This is a genomic window from Calothrix sp. UHCC 0171 (assembly GCF_034931845.1).
GTDB lineage: Bacteria > Cyanobacteriota > Cyanobacteriia > Cyanobacteriales > Nostocaceae > Brunnivagina.
Map to the genome: position 1 here is coordinate 95198 of NZ_JAYGHN010000017.1, position 15228 is coordinate 110425.

Annotated in this window: 13 protein-coding genes; 8 read left to right on the forward strand and 5 right to left on the reverse strand. The window is 38.6% G+C overall.

What is annotated here, in order from left to right:
• The first annotated feature begins 941 nt into the window (after window positions 1–941).
• Together hetF and VB733_RS14785 are read left to right on the forward strand one after the other, a co-directional pair.
• Entirely contained in the window at window positions 942–3512 is a 2571-nt protein-coding gene (gene hetF, locus VB733_RS14780; protein ID WP_323340850.1) for a cell division protein HetF, read from the forward strand.
• Between the two features lie 267 nt (window positions 3513–3779).
• A complete protein-coding gene (locus VB733_RS14785; RefSeq protein ID WP_323340819.1) occupies window positions 3780–4277 on the forward strand; it encodes a DUF393 domain-containing protein in 498 nt (165 codons plus the stop codon).
• Between the two features lie 102 nt (window positions 4278–4379).
• Here VB733_RS14785 and VB733_RS14790 read toward each other — a convergent pair whose 3' ends face one another.
• Window positions 4380–5570 (reverse strand): acyltransferase family protein, encoded by a 1191-nt coding sequence (locus VB733_RS14790; RefSeq protein WP_323340820.1) that lies wholly within the window; start codon window positions 5568–5570, stop codon window positions 4380–4382.
• Window positions 5571–5809: 239 nt separating this feature from the next.
• Between VB733_RS14790 and VB733_RS14795 the strand changes: the two genes are divergently transcribed.
• Together VB733_RS14795 and VB733_RS14800 are read left to right on the forward strand one after the other, a co-directional pair.
• The gene (locus tag VB733_RS14795) at window positions 5810–6268 is read left to right on the forward strand and encodes a peroxiredoxin (protein ID WP_323340821.1); all 459 of its coding nucleotides are present in this window, start codon (window positions 5810–5812) and stop codon (window positions 6266–6268) included.
• Between the two features lie 64 nt (window positions 6269–6332).
• Entirely contained in the window at window positions 6333–6755 is a 423-nt protein-coding gene (locus VB733_RS14800) for a VOC family protein (protein ID WP_323340822.1), read from the forward strand.
• Between the two features lie 156 nt (window positions 6756–6911).
• Here VB733_RS14800 and hpf read toward each other — a convergent pair whose 3' ends face one another.
• Window positions 6912–7580, reverse strand: a complete 669-nt coding sequence (gene hpf, locus VB733_RS14805) for a ribosome hibernation-promoting factor, HPF/YfiA family (protein ID WP_323340823.1) — start codon at window positions 7578–7580, stop codon at window positions 6912–6914.
• Between the two features lie 700 nt (window positions 7581–8280).
• Between hpf and lipB the strand changes: the two genes are divergently transcribed.
• The 3 genes from lipB to VB733_RS14820 all read left to right on the forward strand — a co-directional run bounded on the left by lipB (window position 8281) and on the right by VB733_RS14820 (window position 10193).
• Window positions 8281–8907, forward strand: coding sequence for a lipoyl(octanoyl) transferase LipB (gene lipB / locus VB733_RS14810; RefSeq protein WP_416336319.1), 627 nt, complete (start codon window positions 8281–8283; stop codon window positions 8905–8907).
• Window positions 8908–9527: 620 nt separating this feature from the next.
• A complete protein-coding gene (locus tag VB733_RS14815; protein ID WP_323340825.1) occupies window positions 9528–9743 on the forward strand; it encodes a hypothetical protein in 216 nt (71 codons plus the stop codon).
• 24 nt (window positions 9744–9767) lie between these two features.
• Complete coding sequence (locus VB733_RS14820) at window positions 9768–10193, forward strand: nuclease A inhibitor family protein (RefSeq protein WP_323340826.1); 426 nt, start codon at window positions 9768–9770, stop codon at window positions 10191–10193.
• A gap of 24 nt (window positions 10194–10217) precedes the next feature.
• Here VB733_RS14820 and VB733_RS14825 read toward each other — a convergent pair whose 3' ends face one another.
• The 3 genes from VB733_RS14825 to purT all read right to left on the reverse strand — a co-directional run bounded on the left by VB733_RS14825 (window position 10218) and on the right by purT (window position 13238).
• Window positions 10218–11042 carry a DNA/RNA non-specific endonuclease gene (locus VB733_RS14825; protein ID WP_323340827.1) on the reverse strand — a complete coding sequence of 275 codons (825 nt, stop codon included), beginning with the start codon at window positions 11040–11042 and terminating at the stop codon, window positions 10218–10220.
• Window positions 11043–11199: 157 nt separating this feature from the next.
• Window positions 11200–11829: an exopolysaccharide biosynthesis protein gene (locus VB733_RS14830; protein ID WP_323340828.1), complete on the reverse strand. Its 630-nt coding sequence runs from the start codon at window positions 11827–11829 to the stop codon at window positions 11200–11202.
• Window positions 11830–12062: 233 nt separating this feature from the next.
• A complete protein-coding gene (gene purT / locus VB733_RS14835) occupies window positions 12063–13238 on the reverse strand; it encodes a formate-dependent phosphoribosylglycinamide formyltransferase (RefSeq protein ID WP_323340829.1) in 1176 nt (391 codons plus the stop codon).
• Window positions 13239–13442: 204 nt separating this feature from the next.
• On the opposite strand from purT, the gene VB733_RS14840 reads away from it, so the two are divergent.
• Entirely contained in the window at window positions 13443–15104 is a 1662-nt protein-coding gene (locus VB733_RS14840; protein ID WP_323340830.1) for a tetratricopeptide repeat protein, read from the forward strand.
• Window positions 15105–15228 lie beyond the last annotated feature (124 nt).

Here is a 15228-nt window from a genome sequence, read left to right on the forward strand (position 1 = left end):
AAATAGGCAAAATTATCCTCAAAAAAAATCCCCAACTGGAACAATACCAGCTAGGGGAGTAAATTATCAGGGTGCATCTACCAATTACTTGTTCTCAATCGAACAGTACCTTTCCGGATAAAATTGAAATAAAAGAAATAAAAGATTAACAAAGCCTGGGGGTTTAATTCCCTTGTCTCTACAGATAGCTTGTTTTGTGTCGGGGTAAAATCCCCGTCACAAAACGCAATTGCGAATTGCGTAGCTTTAGCTTCTCGCTCTGCGAGTATTGCGAATTGCGAATTGCGAATTGTTTTAATTAGTCCCCAACGCCCCACACTTATTTAGATTTGCAGGTAGACTAGGAAGCGTGGGAAATAACTCTGACTAAGGGAAAGCAATTCTCTGTATCAAACTCAACCACATTTGTGTCTTTCCCCAATGAGCTATTTTCCCTGCTCAATGTCTCATACCCGTTTACCATATCAATAATTCTTTTTCCGTATTCCTGACTTTTTCCGTGGAAAACTATTATTATTTGGATACATTATTTACAAAATCTCGGTGATTTGTGTTACAAACCCTATGTGGGTGACAATCAAATTAGCCTAAAGTCTAAATTTTTGGATATGTTTACCAAAATTTAAGAAAATTTAAAGATTCTGAGATTGCACACCACCCTCTTGGTCGGCTTGTTTCGTATTAAGGTGTTGTTTGCTAAACAAGAAAAATCCCCAGGAAGCATTAGCTCACTGAGGGAATTTGAAGATTAAGGTGCATCTACCAATTAGGTAGTTCTAGGCGGAATAGATGTCATCCGGATAAAGTCATAAAAGCAGCAAACCGACAGAATGCGAAACATTCGGAGACCGGATGCATCTAAGGTATTAGAGGAAGCGAACATTAATTTGAGGATGAATCGCGTTTCGGAACAGATTTTTAGGAGGCGAACAGGAGAAGTTGTGACCCAGGAATTTCATATTTCCGTAACTCTAGTAGGACAAGATTACTACTTGGTGCGGACAGAAGAAGTCGCGCCTGGGGTGCCATTGGCAGAAGAACTGGTAAATTGGCCTGTCGCTGAATGGTTGGCTGCTGCTGGGCATCTAATGAATGACCCGTTAAAGTCGGTGTTGCAGGGAGATGCAATGGTGCGGAATTCAGTCAATTTAGCGGCTTTGGGTCAACAATTATATAACGAACTGTTTCAAGGCACCCTCAGGGATAGTTGGATTACAGCACAGGGCATTGCTCAGAACCACCAAGAAGTGCTGCGTCTGCGTTTAGGTATTAAAGATAATCAATTAGCGCGTCTGCCTTGGGAAGTGATGCACGCAGGCGATCGCCCCATTGCCACAGGACCATATATTGCCTTTTCGCGCTTTCAAAATGGGCTTGTCGATACTTCACGATTGCCGTCGAATAATATGCCCATACCGCCTGATGAGGGTGGTATTCGGGTGTTGATGGTCATTTCTTCACCCACAGATTTAGTTCGTTTAGATTTACTTAAGGAAGAAGTAATCAAACTACAAGCCGAACTTCGCCGTCAGCAACCCAGCAATACTGAGGGTGGCTTTTTGCCAGAAATACAATTAACATTACTCGAACAGCCAGGACGAGAAGAGCTAACCCAAGCTTTAGAGCAAGGACGCTACCATATTTTGCACTATTCGGGGCATAGTAACTTGGGTGCAAGTGGTGGCGAAATTTACCTGGTAAGCAGGCGAACTGGTTTAACAGAAACTTTGACAGGCGATGACTTGGCTGGTTTGCTATTTAATAATAATATCCAGATGGTGGTGTTTAATTCCTGTTTGGGTGCTTATGGGGCAACATCCGATGGCAACTTAGAAACTGGCGAACGTAGTCTCACGGAAACGTTAGTCAAACGAGGCATTCGCAGTGTCCTCGCCATGTCGGAACGCATTCCCGATGAGGTTGCCTTGACGTTAACACAGTTATTTTATCGGAATTTAAGTCAGGGATATTCGGTTGATTTATGCGTTAGTCGAGTGCGTCAGGGGCTAATTTCTGCCTATGGTTCGCATCAAATGTATTGGGCATTGCCGATTTTATACCAACACCCCAAATTTAAAGGTAATCTCAGTCCCGGATTATATTTACCTGTGGGTAGTGAACTCTTGTCTGAGTATGAACCACCCAGCATGAGGGCAACCCCATCGCTATATTCGGATGTTGTCGATGATGGCGAGATGACATTACCACTGGATGAGATGATTCCATCGTCCCTAACAGACGATAATTCCGAACTCGATTGGTTAGGAGAAGAGACTTGGGGGGATTTAGTTGATGAAATCGAAGATTTCGATGATCCCAGTTATGCTGAAGATTCGGCGATCGTTTCCGATTTATTTCGTCAATTAGACCGCCAAAAATCCTTAGAAGATGAATTAGACGAATCAACTTCGATGACTGCGGAATTAGTCAATAATACTGATATTGACGACGAGGAAAGTATACCTGGAATTGAGGTTTCTGGTGATTTATCTTCACTCGATCGCGAAGTAGAAAGGTGGCGTGAAGCTAGAAATAGAAGGGAAAATCAGCCAGGAAGTCTCATCCCTCAACATCAATATGCTTCCGCAGGAAGTAATTTAAAAAACAACCAAGATAACTCTGGTGTTGCAGTATCAACTCAAGACCATATTAGTGTTGTTGAACCTGGAGTTACTCGACATCAAAATAAATTATTACCACTAATTGGGATTGTGGGAGCAGGTGCGATCGCACTTGCAGTTGGGATTAATTGGTGGCAAAATCAACAAAATCCGCCAATTCTCTCCAATCTTCCCCAAGTTTCATCACCAATTAATAATCAAATTAATCTTGAGAAAGAAAAAACTGAAATTGTTACTGCTTACGCGACCGAAAAACTCGCCCAAGGTGATTTAGAAACTGGTTTAAGAGCCGTAGAAGCCTTACTCAATCGTAATGCATTACCTGAAGCTAAAACATCACTGGCTGTAATCTCCCAAGAACACATCAACAACCCATCTGTCAATTTTTACAGAGGACGATTAGCATGGCAATCGTTACAAATTGGTGATAAGAGCTTTAGTATTGATGATGCCCGTCGCTATTGGGAAACAGCAGTTAAAGCCAAACCAGACTCGATAATTTATGCGAATGCTCTGGGCTTTGCTTTTTATTCTGAAGGTAATATTGATCGTGCCACAGACTCTTGGTTTAAAGCATTAGATTTAGCAGCAACCAAAGAACAACAACTATCGGCGACACCAATGAGTGCCAAAGCGACGGTGAAAGCTACACAACATGATAATTTAACAGCCTCCGCCGGATTAGCTCTCATCTTGTATAAAAATGCCCAGAAAGAGTCGGGAGCGAAGCGAGAGCAATATCTTAACGAAGCAGTCAAATTACGCCAAAAAGTAATCGCAGATGATCCGCAAAATTTCCAAATGGATAAACTTGCTCAAAATTGGTTGTGGGATGAAAAAGCTCTGAAAGACTGGAAATTACTCTTGGAGATACCAAGTCAGCGTCGATAAAATACCTATACTTACCCGTTGGGTAAGTGTAGGCTTGATGACAGCCGTAAATGAAGACGTGGGGACGCGGAGATGGAGAGACACGGAGATTTATGTTTTGCCAGATTTTGGAAATATGGTGTAAATAACGTGGTTTTCCAACCTACATACTTGACTTTGTTTACTGGCATAGTGTTCTAAATACCTCTAAACTTATTCAAAAAGTCGAATGATATAGGATATGATATTTGTAATATAAATAAATAATTAATCATAAATCTTTTCTTTATGTCTGTGCCAGATATTCAAGCCGATCAAAGTGGTGAAATAAATAAAAAATCTTGGAAAATCAAATTACTCTACGATGGTGAATGCCCCTTGTGCGTGCGTGAAGTAAATTTCTTAAAAAGACGTGATGCAGGTAGAGGTTTAGTTGCTTTTGTAGATATTGCTGATATTAATTACAACCCGGAAGATAATTCTGGAATTGATTTTGAAACAGCAATGGGGAGAATTCATGCCATACTTCCCGACGGTTCTATTATTACAAACGTGGAAGTTTTTCGCCGCATATATGAAACTTTAGGGATGGGATGGGTTTACGCAATCACCAAGTTACCAATTATTGGTTTTATCGCTGAAAAAATATACGCTATTTGGGCAGATTTTCGACTTGCTCTGACAGGAAGAGAAAATTTGTCAACTATCATTGCTCAACGTCAACAATTAAAAAATCAAGCAGAATGCCCGATTGATGGAGAAAATCAAAGTCGCTGTCGGATTTGAAACCGGGATGTAGGTAGTAACCTTTGGGAAATAGCAAGCGAGACGCTTGCACTACTTATTTTTACATGATTCCTAATTTAAATCTTTAATTGATATTTTCAATTAAATTTTAATAAACCAACGTTGGCGGTACATGATCCAAGCAACACCTAACCATAATAACAAGGTGACAAAGGCAAATAAAAATGAGCCATTAACCCCGCCAGCCCAAGATGCAAAGAAATCTTTATAGATTACAGTATAAGCATTTGGTGCTTCCTTACCTGTGCCAATAATAGTTTTCGCCATGACTTTAATCAGTAACACCGAAGCAACGAAAATTGCGATCGCATTCATCCCCATGACTTCAAATGGTTTTCCCCACTTTTTAATTAATCGCACTTCAATCAATTCATAAAATGCTGCTAAGAATATTAAAGCCCAGCCTGTTGTGAATATGACATAGGAACTCGTCCACAATTTCTTATTAATTGGGAATATCCAATCCCAAGCAAAACCAACTATTAAGCAGCCAACACCCGCCAAAACTAAACCAATACTTGTCCTTGTTTTCACAGGTTGACTGAGTAGCCATTGTCCAGCAAAATAACCAAACATCGTGCTAACTATAGCTGGAATTGTACTAAACAATCCTTCTGGATCACCCAAATTTTTGAAGCTGGCGTGTAAATGTGCCGATGGAATGATGGAGCGGTCAATGAAAGCTGCTAAATTGGCATCAGGATTATTTACATCCAATATTCCTGCACCAAAACCAGGTACAGGGATATACATCATCGCCAGCCAATAACCTACCAATAAGACACCTGCAAGTATCCACTGTCCTTGACGCGGCAAGGTTAGAGCAGCCAGGGATGCAAACAAATAACTTAAACTAATCCTCTGTAAAACCCCCATGTAGCGGAGATTTTCTAAATTGAAAGTCCAGGTTCCTTGATTCCAGAAACCATTTAAAAATAAACCTAAGGCAAATAAAATCAATGCTCGGCGAAAAATCTTACCATAGGGAGGAGTAGGCACGGAAGGACGAGAAGTTTCATTATCGCTTTTTTCATTCTCTGTTACTTGAGTTTGCTTATATTTAGTTTGATCATATTTAGCAAATGAAAAAGCGATCGCAACCCCCACAATAAACAAAAAGAAGGGAAATACCAAATCTGCAAAAGTACAACCATTCCAATTTGCGTGTAGCAACTGCGGGTAAACATCCGGCGCTGCCAGACTTACCATATTAACGAGAATCATACCTGCGATCGTGAAACCGCGAAACACGTCAAGTGAAGTTAATCGCATAAGTATCAAATCTAAATGTATGGAGATTTATATCAAAGCAAAACATCTATATCAAGTAGATTGATTGCTAGAGAATATACCCTACATCGATTGACGCTAATGTACAAGTTAAGTTTTGTAGAATCCCATTCAAAGGTAAAATTTTGTAAAGAAGAAGTTAGGAGTGGGAATTTTAAATTCTGAATCCAGAACCGAAAATCTAAAACAGAAAACCTAGAACCAAAAATCTACACAAAATTATGACAATCAAAATCGGAGATACAGCACCAGATTTCACCCTTCCCAGCCAAGATGGGACATCAGTGAGCCTCAAAGATTATCAAGGTAAATCAGTTGTCCTTTATTTTTACCCCAAGGATGACACACCTGGATGCACTGCTGAATCTTGTGCTTTTCGCGACCAGTATGAAGTCTTTAAATCCGCAGGTGCAGAGGTAATCGGTGTTAGTGGTGACTCTCCCGAATCACATCAAAAATTTGCCACGAAATACCAGTTACCTTTTACACTTTTGAGTGATAAAGGCGATAAAGTACGTAACCTTTACGGAGCAAAGACAATGATGGGTTTAGTCCCCAGTAGAATTACGTATGTTATTGGCAGTGATGGAAAAATTCAATACATCTTTGATTCAATGTTTAATTTCAAAGGACATGTTGAAGAAGCGTTGAAGGTATTACAAGGAATGCAATCAGTGTAAAGATAAAATCTAGATAATATTTCTTGTATTCGGCTGAATTGTATTGGACGAGATAGATATTGCAATGAGTGATATTGGATTGACTCACATCGCCCTCCCTGTCTCAGATATTGAGCGGAGTATCGATTTTTATTCCACCTATGCCGGAATGCAGGTGGTTCATCGCCGCATTGATGCAGAAACGGGTGTCGCTGTTGTGTGGCTGTGCGATCGCACTCGTCCTTTTGTGATTGTTCTGATTCAAACGGACTCTGTCCATCCTGTGCTATCTCCCGTTGCACATCTAGGGGTGGGTTGTCAAAGTCGCGAATACATGGATGCTCTTTGTGAAAGAGCGCAACAGGAAGCTGTACTAGTTCAGGAACCGCAAGATTCGGGATATCCGATTGGGTATTGGGCTTTTTTGCGCGACCCAGATGGGCATACACTGGAACTATCCTGTGGGCAGGAGATAGGATTGGCAGTGGAAAACAGTCCTAAAAAATAGGTTGTTGTGTGAGGTAATTGCGATCGCTAATCAATTCAATTTGACTACACAACAAATCTACATAACAAATCTTGCCCGCCTATCGGCTAAAGGAATCTGTAAAGACGTGAGCTAGCCTTGCTTCTAAGGACTGGCATCGCGCCTTTACATTAAATATTACTTATGATTAACCTTCTCTGGCATCACAACATTGGTGTGATTTGCCTTGGTATTTTTGCTATTCCCGTGAGAATTTCCGTTACCATTGTTATTCTTGCGGGGTTGAATTACGCCATAACCACCGTGGTTGCGTTCGTAAATAACGTTGATTTCTCCAGTGTCAATATTATGGAACATATAGAAATCATGTCCAACCATTTGCAACTGCTCTAAAGCATCGCTCATAGTCATTGGCGGCATGGCAAAATATTTAGTCCGAACGACTTCTTCCGGTAATTCGGGAGTGCGATCGCCGATTAAGTCGGGTACCACTTCTGCTGCGGTTTCGACTGCGGCTTCCTCTACAACAGGAAGATTACTTTTCTTATTTTGCAGTCTTTCTTTATATTTCCGTAATTGACGTGAAATCTTATCTGCAACCAAATCTATACTTGCGTATAGGTTCTCGCTACTCTCCTCAGCCCGAATGACATTTTTGTTGGCATAAATTGTCACTTCCGCAGCTTGCTTAGGGTTAATTCGGGGATTGCGAGCTACGCTTAAATGGACATCCACTTCGTTTGTTATGTTCTGAAAGTGACTTACCGCCTTCTCGATTTTATGTTGCACGTATTCTCTAATTGCATCGGTAATCTCTATATTTTTGCCGTGGATGACAAGCTTCATGTAAACTCTCCCGCTCAGTTTTTACTTGAGTTGAATAATACAAAGTCGCGGTGAGGATGATACTACCGCCAAAATAAATCAAAATCGATTGTCAGTACTGTTTTTAGCCAGAATTTAAGCACTTGAATTTAAATTCCTAAATTTAAGCACTTTAAGTTTCACCACATGAATCCAACTTCTATTTATCTTCTGTTCTAGCCTGCTTCGCTATCAAAACTCTGCGGTATTCCCAAATACATGCAGGGTAAATCTTTGACCTAATGTTGAGAAAAATCTGAATAAATAAAGCTTTTCTAATCCTCCTTTGAAGTAACTGGCTTTTTGATTCAGTTTGGACGCAAAATCAGAAAACTGGAAAATTTGACAAGTTTTTGTTAGAAGTTTTATTCAATATGGTTTACGAACAATTGATTCGGCATCACCAGCCAGTACATTCGTTCTTTTTCTTGGCGTGATGTATGTGGCAGAGAAATCCTCCCAACACCGTTACCATTGAGGTTATATATTCAAACTAGCATTTTGTATTTTACAAAACCCTAACTCTTGACTTTCCTTTACAATCTTTTGCACAGCTTGACATTTATTGAATGAAAGTCAGTATTTAGAAACACTTCGTTTTGATTGAAAATAGTTGAAATTAGCGATGATTCCCGATAATTTAATCAACACTTACTCTTGTTCGTTATATAACCAGAAAATAATGCTATATTTAGAGGCTCTAAATTGGCAACGGAGGCTTTTGCAAGAACGGATTACTAATCCCGATTTAGAAGATATATTAATATTAGTTGAGCATCCGCCCGTATATACTTTAGGGCAAGGAGCTAACAGGGAATTTTTGAAATACGACCCTGAAAATGCGGAATTTGAAACATATCGTATCGAACGAGGTGGTGAAGTTACGTATCATTGTCCTGGGCAAATTGTTGGGTATCCAATTTTAAATCTGCATCGTTATCATCAGGATTTACACTGGTATTTACGCCAATTAGAAGAGGTGTTAATTAGGGTACTTAAAACTTACGGAATTGTCGGAAATCGTGTGGCTGGGTTTACAGGTGTTTGGGTAGAAGGAAGAAAAGTGGCAGCAATTGGGATTAAAGTGAAGCGATGGATTACTATGCATGGCTTTGCTTTGAATGTATGCCCCGATATGAGTGGATTCGCAAGAATTGTTCCCTGCGGGATTGCAGACAAACCCGTCGCTAGTTTAGCTGAATGGATACCGGATATAAATTGTGAAGAAGTGCGATCGCGCATCGCCGAATGTTTTGCTGAAGTCTTTAATGTTAAGTTAATCGATGCGGTGTATGGGCAAAACTCCTAAAAAACTCTTTACAAAAGATTAAATATATATAAATAAATTTTCCGAAATTATCTCATTGTATTTAATCTCAGAAGTCATGTATAAAGTAAACCTTAAGACCAAAGAAACCCGGTTTCTTGGATTTAAGTATCGAGCATCATCTGACTTTTGGATGAGAAACTGGGTTTCTCCCGGCGCGACTATCCTTAACATTTACTTTATAAAGGTCTCTAAAAGGTGAAAAAATATTGACAGCAATCATCAAAAAAATAGCCTGTATGGAGCAAATAATCAGGTTCGCATGGATGTTGTAAAACTACTTGCTGCGTCTAGATTTAGTCAGGAATATACAAGTGCGCGTATCGCGGGAATCAGGATAATAAAAAAGTACATAATTGAGCGATTAATTTAAATTATGGAGTTTTTAGCAACAGTAGAATTACTGATTTGTTTATGTAAACTCTGAGGCTTTTGGAGAGTTACTCAAAAAAATAAATTTCCGGTTTGAGACTCATAAATCAGGAATTGTTAAATAAGTAAAGCTAAATAATTATGAAAAAACCTAGATAATTTATAGATAAATTTAGACACAATGGTAAGTAAAATTCCACGTCAGTTAGCAAATAAGTGGAGTAATAATTATGAATGTAAATAAGCAAGCAAACCATGCGCCACCAATTGCACCTCTAAAAGAACGGGATTGGAAGGAACTGATATTATTGTTCGATAGACAAGACAGTGATGCAATTGAAGCGGATGTTGTGAATAAATTAAAGATGTTGTACCCTGAGCCATCATGGGATGAAGAGCTATTTTTTGAGCAGGAAATATATGAGTTTTTAGAGGAATATTTATAGAAATCAGGGAAAGGGGAAAGGGGAATGGAGAAAAGTTACAGCAACTCAAATCAAATCTTAATTGAAAAACTCAAACAAGCGTGCGATCGCTTATTATTTATAAGTGAGTCTGAATACCCTTGGGAAGTATTTCTCTGGGAATTTGCAGAAGAGAAGCCGGAGATAAGCTCAGATTTAATTTTCCAACAAATTGATAAATCAGCCGATAATAAAATTGAATTTATAGATATTGATTCTTTATTTGCAATCGCTACTCTAGAACAAAGTTGGCATGGAGAAGCAGAAAAAGCAACAGTGAAGAAATATCAACATTTAGTTAAATCCCTCCAAGAAAATCTTCGCGATATCAAAGTTGCCCGTATTGGTGAAATCGAAATAGATATTTACATTTTAGGAAAAACCTCATCAAATGATATTGCCGGACTTTTTACAAAAGTAATTGAAACTTGAAAAACAACAGATATTCTTAACTGCTTACCGTTTCTTCAAATTGGCGCTACTATCAAATTTTGCTTCAATTACCTTTTGAATTGAAGTGTTTACATAATTGAGAAAATCATAACCTGTCTTTTTCTCTAACTCATCGATAGTAGTTAAATACTGACTCCAATGACTTTCTTTGTTCCCATTATAATTAGGAGTATCAACTGCAATCACTCTTGTAGACTCATTAATAGCATCTACAGTTTTACCAGGCTCACTGACAACAATTATCTTAAAAATTCGCTCTGGAACCGCAACTTTTCCTTTGCCAATCGTTCCTTGCTGTCCATATCCACCGGCTATTATATATATTTCTTTACCTGTATTTGCTAGTGTTCTTGTGTAACTTTCTAACTCAGCCCAATAGCCTTGATTATTATCAGGTGCTTGAGGAATAATATTTGTCATTAAAAAAGTTGCAGCATTATCTTCGGGATTATTACTTCTATCGGCGGAGGGTGTCATGTGTCCTTTGTCATAGCCGCTACGAGTATAGTCATTAGGTACTACACGATACCATTCTGAAGGTAAAGTATCATCAGGTCTAAAATTATTTGATCTTGGAGCATTGCCCAACCAAGACTTATTTAATTGCCAACTTACCCAATTAGGAATTCCTTTGTGGCGATTGTAAGAAAGGGCGTACTGTTTTTTGATAATTAGATAATTATTATCATCAGATGTATTTGCATTGCTGGGATTACCTAATATTAAATGTATGCTGTCAGATTTTTGAGATGCAGTTAACGAGCATCCAGATGTGAATATCAGTAATATTGCAATACTTAAAATACAAGCTTGTCTGAAGTTAAACATAAGCAATCATATATCTGTCGGTTGCGTCAGCATATTCCTCCGGGGTAGATAGGCAGTGGTTTCTCATAGAGTCGCAAGCTACTGTATAGCAGCATCTCCCTACCCTACAGAAATAGCTTCACCCCAGAGGTATATCGCCCTGCTGAATCGCAAATTTTTAACGCCCTAACCAAATCTTAATGTAATCAAGGAGACTAGAGCCGCCCCAAACCACTGCAATTATAATCGAAGTAGACATAATCGCTCCGAGTATACAAAGCACTAAACCACCCAGAGTAATTGCGCCATCATCTTCCAATAGACCAAAACTAGTTACAAAAATACCCATTGCTGGTAGAGTATTCGTTCCCGGAATGGGAATCATCATGGAAATAGCCATCAAAGCGATGGCACTACCAATAAAGATTCTACCTGGTAAAGTAACACAAATATAGACGAGACGTGGACGAGCGATCGCTTCAATTCTTTGCAACCACGGAATCCCTTTTTTTAAAATTCCTTGAACTGTTGCCAATTTAATGGGGTGATTTACCATTTTTTCTGGTAGCCACGGAGTTTTGGAGCCGGTAATAAGTTGTACAGCGAGTACAAAAATGAGGATACCAAAAGGAACAGAGTAACCTGGTGCTGGTACTGGCAAAGCTGAAGGTAAAGATAGAATTACGAGTAAAAACCCAAACATTCGTTCCTTTGCCAGCAGTAAGATATCTGCCAACTTCACTTCATGTTGGGAAGTTTGTTCTGCTCCAAAAAAAAAGCGTTCTAACTCGCTGGAAAGTTTAGCCATACAATCTCGAAAATTATGAAAGTTACTTAAAATACCCTACAGCCTAAACCAACTTAAACCAGCTAAATTCTGAGTATTTGTAGTGATTATATTCCGAAGCTCTTATGTATGGCAGTGCTTCTGCTTCAGGTAAAGCCACTTTTTCGGTTCTTCGCTTCCCCCAATCTTTGCCTTCGATGTACTCCACACCACGCAACCTAAATTCGCCTCCGACAATATTGATTTGTGTTTTCTTAACTACTGATTATCCTGACTTGATTGGCAGCTTTGATTGCTTTGGCTCGCGCTTCTTGGGTAGTATTTGCCTTTGCTAAGGCTACACCCATACGACGGAAGGGATGAGATGTTGGTTTGCCAAATAATTTAATATCTACATCTTTTTCTGAAAGAGCCTCTGCAACTCCTACAAAACTAATTGCCTCTGATTTTGCCGATGCTAAAATTACCGCACTTGCTGATGGGGCAAAGAGTTCGATATTGGGAATTGGTAATCCGAGAATGGCACGTAAATGTAACTCAAATTCGTTCAGATTTTGCGAGATTAATGTCACCATTCCCGTATCATGGGGACGGGGAGAAAGTTCGGAGAAAATTACTTCATCTTTGGTGATGAAAAACTCAACTCCAAAGATTCCCGCACCACCCAATGCATCAGTAACTTTTTTGGCAATTTCCTCTGCTGCTAAAATTTTCTCTGGTGATATTTCGGCGGGTTGCCAAGATTCTTGATAATCTCCACGCTCCTGTCTATGTCCAATTGGCGGACAATATATAGTTGGGGCATGCCACTGTTTGATTGTCAGGAGAGTAATCTCAATTTCAAAATCAATAAACTCTTCAATAATTACCTTTTGCGTATCACCACGAGAACCTTCAATAGCATAATTCCATGCTTTTTCAATATCACCTTTTTCGGAAACTACAGATTGTCCTTTTCCAGAGGATGACATCACTGGTTTAACAACATTGGGAAACCCAATTTCCTCAGCAGCAGTAATTAATTCTCCTAAAGTTGATGCATAGGCATATTTAGCAGTTCTCACACCTAACTGTGTGTGGGCTAATTCGCGGATGCGATCGCGATTCATTGTATAATTAGTAGCGGCAGCAGTGGGAATCACAGTAATTCCTCGCTGTTCAAATTCCACAAGTTTCTCAGTTCTAATTGCTTCAATTTCCGGAATGATTAAATCTGGTTGATGCTTACTGACAACTGCTTCCAAATCATCTGCACTCAACATGGAAATTACTTCCGCACAATCGGCAACTTGCATCGCTGGAGCATTTTCGTATCTATCGACAGCAATCACATAATTACCCAGTCTTTGAGCGGCAATGACAAACTCTTTACCCAATTCCCCGGCACCCAATAACATCAGCTTTTTGGGTAACTTTATCGAACTACTCATCCCAGTACCAAAATTAATCTCGATAGTTCACACATATCATCAAATGGATCGCACTTTCACGGTTGTAACAGAATAATTTTACATTCATCATGAAGTTAATGAAGTTCAATTAAAAAACTGTTAAGAACACTTTGCTAAACCAAGCAAAATTAATAGAATAGGCAATAATATCAGATTCGCAGCAATTTAAGTAGCAATTAAATAATGGACTGGATTACCATACTGCGATCGCTTCAATCAGACTTTGTCAATAGGATATCATCTGGTTCGCTGCTTCACTGCCAAACTGAGGGACAACATAGCGAGTTAACAATAATCTCTGGCGAGAGATTAAGATTTTTGCGAAACTTCTGTTGGCAAATGGCTGAAAAGTATAAACGAGTTTCTCCTGTACGGGATGTTTTCACTAGTTTTTTAAAAGGAAAATTAGGGGAAGAAGTCGTCAAGGAAAGACTGGCAAATTTTATTACTGAAGTTGACTACGAAAAAAGAATTGGTGGTGATGGAAATGTCGATTTTACGCTGTCTAATAATCCCTTAGTTGGGATTGAAGTGAAGTCGCGTTGCGGTAATATTGATACAGTAAAATGGTCAGTTACAGCCGAAGAGGTGGCAAAAAATACGGTTATAGTTTGTATTTTAATTCAAGAGAAAGTTAACGAAGCTCAGGCTGAATATCACTTAATTTTAGCGGGTTTTCTCCCCACAGAGATGATAAAACTCAAAACGGGGAAAATCACATTTGGAATCGATCAATTATTGTATGGTGGAGGCTTATTCACTTATTTACAGCAATTTAATTCTGGTTCTCAGAATTATTTGCAACGTGAAAAGCTCGCTATTTATCAGCATAGCTCTCATCTCACTTCTCACTCCCATAATTCTCATACGTACGAACATGAAGAAGAATTAACTTACAGCCCTGAACAATTAATTCAGCTATATATTCAGACGGGTGATGATAACTTTGCCCGTGGTAACTACGAAGCTGCGATTATTTCCTATTATGGGGCATTAAAACTCAATAATCAACTCAATTATTACAATACAGAAATTTACTATAAAATTGCGATCGCCAAATATCAATTTGGTGATTATGAAGGTGCAATTAGCGATTGCTTACAAGTTTTAAAGCTAAATCCAAACTATATAAAAGCTTATCAAACAATTGGTTTATCCCGATATCAAATTGGAGATTGTCAAGGTGCGATCGCTGATTTTTCTCAGGCAATTAGGATTAATCCAAATTACCCTTTTGCTTATATGAATCGTGCCTACGCCTATTTAAAATTGGGAGAAAATCAAGCTGCAATAGAAGATTGTACAGAAGCAATTAAACTCAATCCTAATTCTTATTTATTGAACCATAATAGTTTGAATAATACTGCTTTCATAGACACTATCAAAAATAATCTTACTAATCATCAAGACTTCTTACAAGTATTTCAAAAAATGTTAGAAATAGCTCCTGATAATTCAGTAGCTTCTAAAGAACGTGCAAATTATCGCTACGATATTGAAGATTATGAAGGAGCAATCTCAGATTATACAGAAGTTATCAAATCTGATATTGATGATATTGATGCTTACTTGAAACGAGCTAAAGCTTGTTGGACAATCGGTGATAAAAAATCAGCATTAGAAGATTATACTCAAGCTCTCAAAATCAATTCCTCTGATGCAGACATTTATTTTCATCGTGGTAATTTGCGATGGGAATTCGGTGATATGCAAGGAGCTATAGAAGATTTAAAAAAAGCTACAGACTTATATAATACAGAAGGAAAATTTGTTGAGTATCGCCAAACACGTGAACTGATTTTAGATTTAGAAATAGAAGCATCTTTAGATATTTTAAACTTTTAACGTACCTTAATTTTGCATGATTCAGAGGTAATTTATCAGCCAATATATTTCAGTTAAATTTGTTAGTCAGTCTAGGGTATTATCCCCCCAGGGAGACAGAATGTTTAGTGAAGCTATTAAATTT